This is a genomic window from Streptomyces sp. NPDC028419, from assembly GCF_055565515.1.
The window spans coordinates 64,560-77,816 of the sequence record NZ_JBVHUE010000035.1; the positions used below are offsets into that span (position 1 = coordinate 64,560).

The window sequence follows — 13,257 nt, forward strand, 5'->3', positions numbered from 1 at the left end:
CTCCCTACGGAATACGGTTACTTGGGTGGCGCGTTACTTGGGTTGCGCCTTCTTGCGGCGGTTGCCGATCGTCATGCCGGCGAGGACCACCAGTACCGCGATGACGAACATCGCCGTGCCGATGACGTTGATCTGCACGGGCGTTCCGCGCTGCGCCGAACCCCACACGAACATGGGGAAGGTGACGGTGTTGCCCGAGTTGAAGTTGGTGATGATGAAGTCGTCGAAGGAGAGCGCGAAGGAGAGCAGCGCGCCCGCCGCGATGCCGGGGGCGGCGATCGGCAGGGTGACCCGCAGGAAGGTCTGGACGGGGCCCGCGTAGAGGTCGCGGGCGGCCTCCTCCAGCCGCGGGTCCATCGACAGGACACGGGCCTTGACGGCGGCGACGACGAAGCTGAGGCAGAACATGATGTGGGCGATCAGGATCGTCCAGAAGCCCAGCTGGATGCCCATGTTGAGGAAGAGGGCGAGCAGCGAGGCGGCCATCACGATCTCGGGCATGGCCATCGGCAGGAAGATCAGCGAGTTGACCGCGCCGCGCGCCCGGAAGCGGTAGCGGACCAGGGCGAAGGCGATCGCCGTGCCGAGGACGGTCGCGCCGAGGGTGGCCCACACCGCGATCTGGAGCGAGAGCGAGAGCGAGCCGCACATGTCGGCGACCCCGCAGGGGTCCTTCCAGGCGTCGAGCGAGAACTCCTGCCAGGCGTAGTTGAAGCGCCCGGTGGGGTTGTTGAAGGAGAAGACCGTGACGACGACATTCGGCAGGATCATGTAGGCGAGCGTGCCGAGGCCCGCGATGACCACCAGATTGCGCCGGAGCCGGGTGAAGAGAGCGCTCATCAGACCAGGTCCTCCGTCCCCGCTCGGCGGATGTAGATGGTGACCATGACCAGCACGATGGCCATGAGGATGAAGGACAGCGCGGCCGCGGTCGGGTAGTCCAGGATCCGCAGGTACTGCGACTGGATGACGTTGCCGATCATGCGGGTGTCGGTGGAGCCGAGCAGTTCCGCGTTGACGTAGTCGCCGCTCGCCGGGATGAAGGTGAGCAGGGTCCCGGAGACCACGCCCGGCATCGACAGCGGGAAGGTGACCTTGCGGAAGGTGGTGAAGGGACGGGCGTACAGGTCCCCGGCCGCCTCGTGCAGGCGGGTGTCGATCCGCTCCAGCGAGGAGTAGAGCGGCAGGATCATGAAGGGGAGGAAGTTGTACGTCAGGCCGCAGACCACGGCGAGCGGGGTGGCGAGCACCCGGTCGCCCTCGGTCATCCCGAGCCAGCTGGTGACGTCGAGGAACCCGATCTTGTTCAGCACGCCGACCACCGGGCCGCCGTCGGCCAGGATCGTCTTCCAGGCCAGGGTGCGGATCAGGAAGCTGGTGAAGAACGGCGCGATGACCAGGATGAGCAGCAGGTTGCGCCAGCGGCCCGCCCGGAAGGCGATCAGGTAGGCCAGCGGGTAGCCGAGCAGCAGGCACAGCGCGGTCGCGGTGCCGGCGTAGAGCAGCGAACGCAGGAACTGCGGGTAGTACTCGGTGAAGGCGTCCCAGTAGGTCTGGAAGTGCCAGGTGACCTTGAAGCCCTCCTCCAGCGACCCGGTCTGCACCGAGGTGGAGGCCTGGTAGACCATCGGCAGGACGAAGAACACGAGCAGCCACAGGATGCCGGGGAGCAGCAGCCAGTACGGGACGAGCCGTTTGCGCACGGACGGCTTGTGGACCGGCGGCTCGGCGGCCGCCCGGGGCGGGGCCTCGGTGGCGGTCATACCCCCTCCTCCACCGTGAGCGCGCCGGCGTCGATGTCCTGGTCCGCGTCCAGACCGAAGGTGTGCTCGGGGTTCCAGTGCAGGATCACCTCGGCGCCGGGGGCCAGGCGCGCGTCCCGCTCGATGTTCTGGGCGTAGACCTCCAGCTCGGGGCAGACCGGGCTGTCGATGACGAACTGGGTGGAGACCCCGATGAAGGAGGAGTCGACGATCCGGCCGGGGACCTTGTTGCGGCCGGCCGCGATGGTGTGCTCCTCGTCCGCGTGGGCCAGGGAGATCTTCTCGGGACGCACTCCGACCAGCAGCTTTCCGCCGGTGCGGGGCGTGGTCGAACATCGCGCCGCGGGCAGCTTGAGCTTCGTGCCCGCCGAGCTGACGGTGATGTCGTCGGCGCCGGCCGCCAGGACCTCGGCCTCGATGAGGTTGGAGGTGCCGAGGAAGTTGGCGACGAAGGTGGTGCGCGGGTTCTCGTACAGCTCGGCGGGCGCGCCGAGCTGCTCGACCCGGCCGCCGTTCATCACGGCGACGGTGTCGGCCATGGTCATGGCCTCTTCCTGGTCGTGCGTGACGTGCACGAAGGTGATGCCCACCTCGGTCTGGATGCGCTTGAGCTCCAGCTGCATCTGGCGGCGCAGCTTGAGGTCGAGGGCGCCGAGCGGCTCGTCGAGGAGCAGTACCTGGGGGTGGTTGATCAGGGCGCGGGCGACGGCGACGCGCTGCTGCTGGCCGCCGGAGAGCTGGTGCGGCTTGCGCTGGGCGAACTGGCCGAGCTGGACCAGTTCCAGCATGTCGTCGACCTGCTTCTTGACGGACTTGATGCCGCGCCGGCGCAGGCCGAAGGCGATGTTCTCGCTGACGTCGAGGTGGGGGAAGAGCGCGTAGCTCTGGAAGACGGTGTTGACCGGGCGCTTGTAGGGCGGCAGGTGGGTGACCGCGGTGTCGCCGAGGTGGACCGTGCCGGTCGAGGGCTCCTCCAGGCCGGCGATCATGCGCAGGGTGGTGGTCTTCCCGCAGCCGGAGGCGCCGAGCAGGGCGAAGAAGGAGCCCTGGGGGATGGTGAGATCGAGCGGGTGCACGGCGGTGAAGGAGCCGTAGTGCTTGCTGATCCCGGTGAGGCGGACGTCGCCGCCCTCGGTCTTGTCAGTCATGGAGGGATCCCGGAGTTGGGTGCGGTCAAGGGGCCGGAGGCGGGACTAGGCGCCGATGAGCTTGGTGAACTTCTCCTCGTACGCCGTCTCTTCCTCACCGGTGAGGGAACGGAAGGCGTGGGACTTGGCGGTCATCGCCTTGTCCGGGACGATCAGCGTGTTGTCCGCCAGCGCGGGGTCGATCTTGGCGAGGTCTTCCTTGACGCCCTCGACCGGGCAGACGTAGCTGATGTACGCGGCCAGCTGGGCGGCGACGGGCAGCTCGTAGTAGTAGTCCATGAGCTTCTCGGCGTTCGCCTTGTGCCGGGCGTGGGCCGGGACCAGCATGTTGTCGCTGGAGGTGATGTAACCGGCCGCGGGGATCGCGTACTTGATGTCGGGATTGCCGGCCTGGAGCTGGATGATGTCGCCCGCCCAGGCGAGGCAGGCGGCGATGTCGCCCTTGTCGAGGTCCGCGGTGTAGTCGTTGCCGGTGAAGCGGCGGATCTGCTTGCTGTCGACGCCCTTCTGGAGCCGGCCGATGGCGCCGTCGAAGTCCGCGGTGGTGAAGCTCGCCGGGTCCTTGCCCTGGTCGAGGAGGGTCATGCCGACGCTGTCGCGCATCTCGGTGAGGAAGCCGACCCGGCCCTTGAGCGTGGGGTCGTCCAGGAGCTGGGTGACGGAGTCGACCTTCTTGCCGTCGGTGGCCTTGGCGTTGTAGGCGATGACGGTCGAGATGCCGGTCCAGGGGTAGCTGTAGGAGCGGCCGGGGTCCCAGTCGGGGCTGCGGAACTGCGGTGACAGGTTCGCGAAGGCGTGCGGGAGCAGCGCGGGGTCGAGCTTCTGCGCCCAGCCGAGCCGGATGATGCGGGCGGCGAGCCAGTCGGTGACGACGATCAGGTCGCGGCCGGTGTCCTGGCCGGCCGCGAGCTGGGGGCGGATCTTGCCGAAGAACTCGACGTTGTCGTTGATGTCCTCGGTGTACTTGACCTTGATGCCGGTGCGCTTGGTGAAGGCGTCCAGCGTGGGGCGGGTCTTCTCGTCGTCGCTGGTGTCCATGTACTCGGTCCAGTTGGAGAAGTTGATCTCCTTCTCCCGGTCCGAGTGGTCGTCCGAGGCCGCCTGTTCGCCCGTACCGGCCCGCTTGGCCGGCGGGATGCCACAGGCGCTCAGCGTCGAGAGGCCGCCGAGGGTGAGCGCTCCGACTCCGCCGGCGCGCAGCAGCGAGCGGCGGGTCAGGGCGCCGCGACCGCTGGTGAGACTGCGCCGCATCGCGGCGAGCTGCGCCGCCGAGAGGCGGTCGGGCTCGAACTGCTCCATGAGCTGTGCCCTTTCGGGAGGTGTGGGCCGCTGGTCAGGCAGCGTGGATTATCTGTCCCCGAAGATCGTGCGGTGCCAGTCCTTCTCGGCGACCGCTGTGATGTCGTACATGACGTGCTTGACCTGCGTGTACTCCTCGAAGGAGTAAGCGCTCATGTCCTTTCCGAAACCACTCGCCTTGTAGCCTCCGTGGGGCATTTCGCTGATGATCGGAATGTGGTCGTTGACCCAGACGCAGCCGGCCTTCAGCTCCCGGGTGGCCCGGCCGGTGCGGTAGACGTCGCGGCTCCAGGCGGAGGCCGCGAGGCCGTACGGGGTGTCGTTGGCCAGGGCGATGCCCTCGTCGTCGCCGTCGAAGGGCAGGACGACGAGCACCGGGCCGAAGATCTCCGACTGCACGACCTCGCTGTCCTGGGCCGCGCCGGAGATCAGGGTGGGCCGGTAGTAGGCGCCCTCCGCGAGGTCCCCGCCCGGGATGGCGCCGCCGGTGACGACGGTGGCGTAGTCGCGGGCGCGCTCGACGAAGCCGGCGACCCGGTCGCGCTGCGCGTGCGAGACCAGCGGGCCGAGGTCGGTCGTGGGGGCGAAGGGGTCGCCCAGGCGGACGGTCTCCATCAGTTCGGCCACTCGGGCGACGAAGGCGTCGTGCAGCGGGCGCTGGACGTAGGCGCGGGTGGCCGCGGTGCAGTCCTGGCCGGTGTTGATCAGGGAGGCGGCCACCGCGCCGTGGGCCGCGGCCTCCAGGTCGGCGTCGTCGAAGACCAGGAAGGGGGCCTTGCCGCCGAGCTCCAGGTGGAGCCGCTTGACGGTGGCGGTGGCGATCTCGGCGACCCGCTTGCCGACCCCGGTGGATCCGGTGAAGGAGGTCATGACCACGTCGGGGTGGCCCACCAGGTGCTCGCCCGCGGTCCGGCCCGCGCCGGTGACGATGTTGATCACCCCGTCGGGGATCCCGGCGCGCTGGGCCGCCTGGGCGAACATCAGCGAGGTCAGCGGGGTCAGCTCGGCCGGCTTCAGGACGATCGTGTTGCCCGCGGCGATCGCCGGGAGGATCTTCCAGGCGGCCATCTGGAGCGGATAGTTCCAGGGCGCGATGGAACCGACCACGCCGATCGCCTCGCGGCGTACGGAGGAGGTGTGGTCGCCCGAGTACTCGGCGGCGGCCTGGCCCTGGAGGTGGCGGGCGGCGCCGGCGAAGAAGGCGGTGTTGTCGATGGTCCCCGGTACGTCGAACTCCGTGGACAGCTTGATCGGCTTCCCGCACTGCAAGGACTCGGCCCAGGCGAAGTCCGCGGCCTCCTCGGCCAGAACGGCGGCCAGCCGGTGCAGGGCGTCCGAGCGCTCGCCCGGGGTGGCCCCCGACCAGCCGGGGAAGGCCCGCTTGGCGGCGGCCACGGCCTCGTCGACGTCGGTCGTGCTCGCCAGTTCGTAGGTGAGGACCTCTTGACCGGTGGCCGGGTCGACGACGGTGTGTGACGCGCCCGAGGTACCGGCCCTCAGCCGGCCGTCGATGTACTGCGCGCCGTCTGCGAATCGGTCTTTGACCTGGAAGCGGTTGCCCATCGCGCTCTCCGTAGCTACAGCTCGAATTGACTGCCGATCCTGGCAGAGGGGCTCCCCTCCGCCAAGTGATTCCGTTGTTGCCTTTTGATTACGCGACGGAATCGGTCGACCATGTGTCGAGGCGGACCTCAAATCCTTTACGAAGTGTCAGTGGCGGCTGCCAGACTCGCGTGCATGGAACGGATCGACGAACTGATCGAGCAGGTCAACCGGGGTGAACGAGTCAAGTATCTGCCGTTCTGGGGACACACGCCCCGGCACGACGGGACGCTCGGGCCGAGCTGTCTGAGCCAGTGGTGGCCCGCGCCCTTCACTGTGGGTGAGGTGCGCTACGCCACCGCCGAGCACTGGATGATGGCCGAGAAGGCACGCCTGTTCGGGGACGCGGCGGCGGAGCGCGCGGCGCTGACCGCCACCAGCCCCGCCGCGGCGAAGAAGGCGGGGCGGCTCGTGCGCGGCTTCGACGCGGACATCTGGGAGCGCGAGCGGTTCGGGATCGTGGTGGCGGGCAGCGCGGCCAAGTTCGCCTCCTCGCCGGAGCTGCGCGGCTACCTGCTCGGCACCGGGAACCGGGTCCTGGTGGAAGCCTCCCCGCTGGACCGGATCTGGGGGATCGGGCTGGCGGCGGACGACCCGGCGGCGCTGGACCCGGCGCGCTGGCGCGGGCTGAACCTGCTGGGCTTCGCGCTGATGGCGGCTCGGGAGCAGCTGGCCGGACGGGGCTGAGGGGGGCCGCGGTAAATGGCGTGGCGGCCCGCCGACGGCTCCTCCTAGAGTGGGGGCGTGTCCAGGTGCCGGCCGGTGTAGCTCACCGGGTGGAGCACCGTGCGGTTGCGCCGCCGTGACCTCTGGACGCACATGCTTCGCACCTCCCGGTGCGCGGGCCGCGGCTCCTTCTTCCACGACAGCACGCCGCAGCCCACCTGATCTCGGGAGGCGCGCGTGGAGGATGCCCGGTGCGCAGGCGACGGTTCCTTCTGGATCGACGTGTCGCGGGTTCGAATCCCGCCCGGCCGCGGCCGGTAGCTCAGTCAGGTAGAGCAAGCGACAACATCCGTCACCGACTTGATCTCGGGCATCCCCCACGCGCGCCTCCCCCCGATCGTTCACTCATCGCCATGAATTCGGGGGGATTCACATGTCTCGTTTCAACCGCCGCACGCCCGCGCCCGCCCTGTCGGGCGCCCCGCACTCGCCCGTACGGTCCACCGGGCAGGTCGCCGCGACCGCTCTGGGCGCGGTGGGCCGACTGCGTGACGCGCGCTCCGAACTCTTCCTGCTGGCCGTCGCCAACTTCGTGACCCAGGGGACCTTCCACGAGGACGCGGGGCGGCGCGACGACCGCTACACCGCGCTGGTGCGCGAGCTGGCGGTCGAGGACCCGCACTGGACCGCCGGACTGCTCGGCTGGCTGCGCGGGGAGGGGAACCTGCGCACCGCGGCCCTCGTCGGCGCGGCCGAGTACGTCAAGGCCCGGCTCGACGCGCCGCGGGCGCCGTCCGCCGCGGCGCAGGCGCAGGCACCGGCGCCCTCGAACCGGCAGGTCATCGATTCGGTGCTGCGGCGGGCCGACGAGCCCGGCGAGCTGCTCGCGTACTGGACGGCCGTGCACGGCCGCAATGTGCCCAAGCCCGTCAAGCGGGGCGTCGCCGACGCCGTGCGCCGGCTCTACTCGGCCTCCTCCCTGCTGAAGTACGACACCGCCACGAAGGGCTTCCGCTTCGGCGACGTCCTCAACCTCGTGCACGCCGTGCCCGATCCCGCCAAGCCCTGGCAGGGGGAGCTGTTCCGGTACGCGCTCGACCGGCGCCACCACCCGGAGTCCGCGGTCCTGCCCGAGGGGGCCCGTACCCTGGCCGCCCACCAGGCGCTCATGGAGCTGCCGGTCGGCGAGCGGCGGGCCGTGGTCACCGGGCCCGGCGGCGCCGAGCGGCTGGCCGCGGCGGGGATGACCTGGGAGGCGCTGGCCGGCTGGTTGCAGGGACCGCTGGACGCGGCCGCCTGGGAGGCGGTCATCCCCTCGATGGGGACGATGGCGCTGCTGCGCAACCTGCGCAACTTCGACGGGGCGGGGGTCAGCGACGAGGTGGCGGCCTCCGTGGCGGAGCGGATCAGCGACCCGGAAGCGGTCGCCCGCTCACGGCAGTTCCCCTTCCGCTTCCTGGCCGCCTACCAGCACGCGCCCTCGCTGCGCTGGGCCCATCCGCTGGAGCGGGCCCTGGGGCACTCGCTGGCCGCCGTTCCGGCGCTGCCCGGCCGGACGCTGGTCCTGGTCGACCGATCGGGGTCGATGTGGTCCCCGCTGTCGGACCGCTCGCAGCTCAACCGGGCGGACGCGGCGGCGGTGTTCGGCACGGCGTTGGCGCTCCGGGCGGCCGACGCGGACCTGGTCGAATTCGGCACGGGCAGCGCGCCGGTGCCGTACGCCGCGGGCGAGTCGGTCCTGAAGGTGCTGGAGCGCTTCGGCGACCTCGGCGGGACCAACACCACCGAGGCGGTGCGGCGGCACTACGCCGGGCACGACCGGGTGCTGATCGTCACCGACGAGCAGGCCGTCCGCCACCGCGCCGGGGGCCCGACCGAGCAGGTGCCGGCGGAGGTTCCCGTCTACACCTGGAACCTGGCCGGCTACCAGGTGGGCCACGGCCCCTCGGGCGGCGCCAACCGGCACGTCTTCGGCGGCCTCACCGATGCGGCGTTCCGCATGGTGCCCCTGCTGGAGGCCGGACACGACGCGCGGTGGCCCTGGGAGACATAGGGCCTGTCGCCCGGCGGACCGGGGCGGGGCCCGGACGGGCTCGGCCCCGGCTCCGCGTGGCGGGCCGGGGCCCGGCGGCCCGGGGGCTCAGGTGCCGAAGGGTGTTTCGGAGACCGTGGCCGGGTAGTCGTGCCGCGTGCCGTAGCGGTCCCGCGCGTTCTCGTCCATGAAGTCGGTCACGACCGCCGCGAGCATGAGCCCGCCCAGCACGATCCCGACGATGCCGAGGATCATGCCGGCCAGCGCCATGCCCGCGTTGTTGGCCTCGCCCCGGGTGGCCCGCTGCCGGCCCAGGACGCCGAAGACCACCGCGATGACGCCCATGACGACGGCGAACACACTGGTGATGCAGCCGACCACGGACAGGATGCCGAGCACCAGGGCGGTGACGCCGAATCCGTTGCGCGGGGCCGCGTAGCCGCCCGGGTAGCCCGGGTAACCGGGATATCCCTGGTACCCCTGATAGCCCTGGTAGCCGGCGTACCCCGGAGGGCCGCCCTGGTCCGGCTGGGTCGGGTACCCGTAGGCACCGGCCCCGGGCGGGGCGGGCTGCGCCGGGTACCCGTAGGCGGGCGCCGACGGCGCCGCACCCGGTATCTGCCCGGCCCCCGGTATCGGGGCGAATCCGGGCGCCGGCTGCGAGGGCGGCTGCCCGAAGGGCCCGCCCGTGCTCTCGCCCCCCCGGCATGCCGACGACCGTCGGCTGGTCGTGCACGCGCGACGGATCCGGCGCGCCCTGCGGGGGAGCGCCCCCCGGCGCGCCCCGCTGCTTGCCCAGGTCCACCGCGGGCCGCTCCGGCGGCGCCCACGGGTCGATGGGCTCGGGGCTGTGTTCGGTCATGCGACGCCCCCCTCTCGTACAGCCATGCTACGGGCTGCCACCGACATCCCCCGGGCTGCCTACGATGAACCCAGACCTGCCCGCACGCGCGTCCCGACGGAGACTCCTCATGCCCGATCTGCACCCCTTCATCGCGGGGCTGCCCAAAGCCGAACTCCACGTCCACCACGTCGGTTCGGCGTCGCCGCGCATCGTGGCCGACCTGGCCGCCCGGCACCCCGACTCCGCGGTCCCGACCGACCCCGAGGCGCTCGCCGACTACTTCACCTTCACCGACTTCGCGCACTTCATCGAGGTGTACCTGTCGGTCGTCGACCTGATCCGCACCCCGGACGACGTCCGCCTGCTGACGTACGAAGTCGCCCGTGACATGGCCCGGCAGAACATCCGGTACGCCGAACTCACCATCACCCCCTACTCCTCCACCAGCCGCGGCATCGAGGAGAAGGCCTTCATGGAGGCCATCGAGGACGCCCGCAGGGCCGCCGAGAGCGAGCTCGGCGTCATCCTCCGCTGGTGCTTCGACATCCCCGGCGAGGCCGGCCTGGAAGCCGCCGCCGAGACCGCCCGGCTCGCGGTGGACCTGCGCCCCGAGGGCCTGGTCTCCTTCGGCCTCGGCGGTCCCGAGATCGGGGTCCCGCGCCCGCAGTTCAAGCCGTACTTCGACCAGGCCCGCGCGGCCGGTCTGCACAGCGTGCCGCACGCCGGCGAGACCACGGGGCCGCAGACCGTCTGGGACGCGATCCACGACCTGGGCGCCGAGCGCATCGGCCACGGCACCAGCTCCACGCAGGACCCGGAGCTGCTCGCGTACCTCGCCGAGCACCGCATCGCGCTGGAGGTCTGCCCGACCTCCAACATCGCCACGCGCGCGGTGGCGGACCTCGACGCGCACCCCATCAAGGAGATGGTCGCGGCGGGCGTGCTCGTCACCATCAACAGCGACGACCCGCCGATGTTCGGCTCCGACCTCAACAACGAGTACGCGGTGGCCGCGCGCCTGCTGGAGCTGGACGAGCGCGGTCTGGCGCGGCTCGCCAAGAACGCCGTCGAGGCCTCCTTCCTGGACCCGGCCGGCAAGGCGAGGCTGACGGCGGAGATCGACACGTACACCGAGGCGTGGCTGGCTCCCTGACACCACGGAGAATGGGGATCATGCGCACTCTGACCGTGACCGCCGTCGGCCACCGCGGTGATCCCTACCGCGTCCGTGAGAACACCCTGCCCTCGCTCCGCTCCGCGTTCGATCGCGGGGCGGACGCCGTCGAGATCGACGTACGCCTCACCCGGGACGGCGTCCCGGTGCTGCTCCACGACGACACCCTCCAGCGGCTGTGGGGCCACGACGTGCGGCTCGACGCCGTGACGGCCCCGCAGTTGCGGGAGCTGACCGGGGGCGGGGTGCCGACCCTGCGCGAGGCCCTGATGGCCACCGGTGCGGGGCGCGTGATGATCGACCTGCCGGGCGCGAGCCCGGAGGCCGTCAGGACCGTTGTGGGCCAGGTGCGCGAGTGCGGGGCGCGCGAGCGCGCGTACTACTGCGCGGGCGGGAACACGATGCTGGCCGTCCGGGCCGCCGATCCGGGCGCCGAGATCGCGCTGACCTGGACCTCGCTGAGCCCGCCGCGCCGGGTGCTGATCGACGCGGTGGCGCCCGCCTGGCTCAACTACCGCTTCGGGCTGGTGCGGCGGGAGCTGGTGGACGCACTGCACGGGGACGGGCTGCGGGTATCGGTGTGGACGCCCGACACCAAGCGGTCGATGCGCAAGGTGTTGGCGGCCGGGGTGGACTCGGTCACGACGAACCGGATGGACGTGCTCACGGCCGTACGGGCCGAGTTCGACCGGTGATACCCGGGTGGGGGGATCTCGCCGGGGCCGTCCGGCGGGCCGATCCGCGCGCCCAGGACCTCGGGCTGACGCTGCTGGTGCAACTGGCCGTGACGATGCCGTTCGTGGTCCCGCGGGCGGCCGATCTGCCGCCCGCGGACTGGGCGTCGTACGCGGTGACCACGCTCGGCGTGCTGCCGCTGGTCTGGCGGCGGCGCTCTCCGGTGGGCGTGCTGGTCGCGATCCTGGCGGTCGGCGGCGTCTACAACCTGGCGCTCGACGGGCCCGGGCAGCCGATCCCGTACGCCGGGCTGATCTCCTTCTACACGGTCGCGCTGCTGTGCCCGCCCCGGGTCCGACTGGCCGTGGGCGCGCTCACGGTCGTGGCGGTCGCCGTGTCCGTGGGGTGGGACACGGGGTCCGCGCGCGAACTGCTCTTCACCCTCTTCGTCTCGGGCGCGGCCTACGCGCTGGGGCGCCTCCAGCACACCCGGCAGGCCTACACCGCCGCGGTGGAGGACCGCGCGGCCCAGCTGGAACGGGCGAACCGGATCGAGGCGGAGCAAGCGGCCGCCCGGGAGCGGGCCCGGATCGCCCGGGAGATGCACGACGTCCTCTCGCACGCCGTCAGCATCATGATCGTGCAGGCGGAGGCGGGTCCGGTGGCTGTGCGGCGGGCCCCCGAGCGGGCCGAGGCGGCCTTCGACGCGATCGCGGAGACCGGTCGGGACGCGATGGCCCAGCTGCGGACGATGCTGGGCGTGCTCCGGACCGACGACGCCTCGCCGCGCCGCCCGCAGCCGGGGATCGCGGAGCTGGCGGAGCTGCTGGAGCGGGTCCGGGCCAGCGGGCTGACGGTGTCGTACGAGCGGACCGGCGCGGTCCGCGCGCTGCCCGCCGCGCTGGAGGCGACCGTGCACCGAGTGGTGCAGGAGGCGCTGACGAACGTGGTGAAGCACGCCGGGGCGGCGCGGGTGACGGTCACGCTGGAGTACGGGCCGCGGGTGCTCGGGGTGACGGTGGTCGACGACGGGGCCGACGGCCGGCATGGTCGCGGGCACGGGTTGATCGGGATCCGGGAGCGGGCCGCCGCCCACGGCGGCACGGCCCGGTGCGGTCCGGGCCCGGCCGGCCGGGGCTTCGAGGTGCGCGTCAGCCTTGTAGCCTCCCCGCTGGAGGTGGGGAATTGACGATCCGTGTGGTGGTCGCGGACGACCAGGAGCTGGTGCGCGCCGGCTTCGCGATGATCCTGGACGCCCAGGAGGACATCGAGGTCGTCGCGGAGGTGGGCGACGGCGCGGCGGCGGTGGCCGCGGTGCGGGAGCTGGCCCCGGACGTGGCGCTGTTGGACGTCCGGATGCCGGTCATGGACGGGATCGAGGCGTGCCGGGCGATCACGGCGCGCGGCGCCTGCCGGACGGTGATGCTGACGACGTTCGACGCGGACGAGTACGTGTACGAGGCGCTGCACGCGGGGGCCAGCGGCTTCCTGCTGAAGGACGTGCGGCGGGACGATCTGGTGCACGCGGTACGGGTGGTGACGGCGGGCGATTCCCTGCTGGCGCCCTCGGTGGCGCGGCGGCTGATCGAGGAGTACACGGCGGCGACGGCGCGGGACCGGCTCGGGTCGGCGGCGGAGTCGGCCGCGGCCGCCGAGGCCGAGGCCGCGCGCCGGTTGGCGGGGCTGACGGCCCGGGAGCGGGAGACCCTGCTGCACCTCGGGCGGGGGCTGTCGAACGCGGAGATCGCGAGCGCGCTGGTGGTGAGCGAGCACACGGTCAAGTCGCACGTGGGGAACGTGCTGGCGAAGCTCGGGCTGCGGGACCGGATCCAGGCGGTGATCTGCGCGTACGAGACGGGGCTGATCACTCCCTCTGCCCTCTCTCCCTCTGAAGGTTCTCCCTCTGGAGAGTGAGGGGTGGGCGTGTCGACTCCCCCGCGCCGGCTAGTTGTCACACCGCTGAAGACCCCTCTCGCTGGTGATCCGCAACCACCCCTGTGAGCAGCACCATTGAGTCATCGGGGGCCGCGGTGGCCGCCGGAACGCGCAGTCAC

12 protein-coding genes are annotated in these 13,257 nt (G+C 71.6%); 6 read left to right on the forward strand and 6 right to left on the reverse strand.

The window, feature by feature from the left end; translation table 11 throughout:
- Positions 1-33 precede the first annotated feature (33 nt).
- Genes ACZ4UB_RS32205 through ACZ4UB_RS32225 form a run of 5 tightly spaced genes read right to left on the reverse strand, consistent with a single transcriptional unit; the run spans position 34 to position 5,773 of the window.
- Positions 34-840, reverse strand: coding sequence for an ABC transporter permease (locus ACZ4UB_RS32205; protein ID WP_354383759.1), 807 nt, complete (start codon positions 838-840; stop codon positions 34-36).
- Positions 840-1,763, reverse strand: coding sequence for an ABC transporter permease (locus ACZ4UB_RS32210; RefSeq protein WP_354383758.1), 924 nt, complete (start codon positions 1,761-1,763; stop codon positions 840-842). The genes ACZ4UB_RS32205 and ACZ4UB_RS32210 overlap by 1 nt, the downstream gene beginning before the upstream one ends.
- Entirely contained in the window at positions 1,760-2,911 is a 1,152-nt protein-coding gene (locus ACZ4UB_RS32215) for an ABC transporter ATP-binding protein (RefSeq protein WP_468075653.1), read from the reverse strand. Before ACZ4UB_RS32215 ends, ACZ4UB_RS32210 begins: the two co-directional genes overlap by 4 nt.
- A gap of 45 nt (positions 2,912-2,956) precedes the next feature.
- Positions 2,957-4,210, reverse strand: a complete 1,254-nt coding sequence (locus tag ACZ4UB_RS32220) for a polyamine ABC transporter substrate-binding protein (protein ID WP_468075655.1) — start codon at positions 4,208-4,210, stop codon at positions 2,957-2,959.
- 48 nt (positions 4,211-4,258) lie between these two features.
- Positions 4,259-5,773: a gamma-aminobutyraldehyde dehydrogenase gene (locus tag ACZ4UB_RS32225; protein ID WP_468075657.1), complete on the reverse strand. Its 1,515-nt coding sequence runs from the start codon at positions 5,771-5,773 to the stop codon at positions 4,259-4,261.
- Positions 5,774-5,947: 174 nt separating this feature from the next.
- On the opposite strand from ACZ4UB_RS32225, the gene ACZ4UB_RS32230 reads away from it, so the two are divergent.
- Both ACZ4UB_RS32230 and ACZ4UB_RS32235 read left to right on the forward strand, forming a co-directional pair.
- Positions 5,948-6,499 carry an NADAR family protein gene (locus tag ACZ4UB_RS32230; RefSeq protein ID WP_468075659.1) on the forward strand — a complete coding sequence of 184 codons (552 nt, stop codon included), beginning with the start codon at positions 5,948-5,950 and terminating at the stop codon, positions 6,497-6,499.
- 412 nt (positions 6,500-6,911) lie between these two features.
- The gene (locus tag ACZ4UB_RS32235; RefSeq protein ID WP_468075661.1) at positions 6,912-8,531 is read left to right on the forward strand and encodes a TROVE domain-containing protein; all 1,620 of its coding nucleotides are present in this window, start codon (positions 6,912-6,914) and stop codon (positions 8,529-8,531) included.
- A gap of 87 nt (positions 8,532-8,618) precedes the next feature.
- Here the strand turns inward: ACZ4UB_RS32235 and ACZ4UB_RS32240 are convergent, their stop codons facing one another.
- On the reverse strand, positions 8,619-8,909 hold the full coding sequence (locus ACZ4UB_RS32240; RefSeq protein WP_468075663.1) for a DUF4190 domain-containing protein: 291 nt from the start codon (positions 8,907-8,909) through the stop codon (positions 8,619-8,621).
- A 572-nt stretch (positions 8,910-9,481) separates the two neighbouring features.
- Here ACZ4UB_RS32240 and ACZ4UB_RS32245 point away from each other — a divergent pair.
- Genes ACZ4UB_RS32245 through ACZ4UB_RS32260 form a run of 4 tightly spaced genes read left to right on the forward strand, consistent with a single transcriptional unit; the run spans position 9,482 to position 13,117 of the window.
- Positions 9,482-10,507: an adenosine deaminase gene (locus ACZ4UB_RS32245; RefSeq protein ID WP_468075665.1), complete on the forward strand. Its 1,026-nt coding sequence runs from the start codon at positions 9,482-9,484 to the stop codon at positions 10,505-10,507.
- A gap of 11 nt (positions 10,508-10,518) precedes the next feature.
- On the forward strand, positions 10,519-11,223 hold the full coding sequence (locus tag ACZ4UB_RS32250) for a glycerophosphodiester phosphodiesterase (RefSeq protein WP_468075667.1): 705 nt from the start codon (positions 10,519-10,521) through the stop codon (positions 11,221-11,223).
- Positions 11,223-12,392, forward strand: coding sequence for a sensor histidine kinase (locus ACZ4UB_RS32255; RefSeq protein ID WP_468075700.1), 1,170 nt, complete (start codon positions 11,223-11,225; stop codon positions 12,390-12,392). Before ACZ4UB_RS32250 ends, ACZ4UB_RS32255 begins: the two co-directional genes overlap by 1 nt.
- Positions 12,389-13,117: a response regulator gene (locus ACZ4UB_RS32260; protein WP_468075669.1), complete on the forward strand. Its 729-nt coding sequence runs from the start codon at positions 12,389-12,391 to the stop codon at positions 13,115-13,117. Before ACZ4UB_RS32255 ends, ACZ4UB_RS32260 begins: the two co-directional genes overlap by 4 nt.
- Positions 13,118-13,257 lie beyond the last annotated feature (140 nt).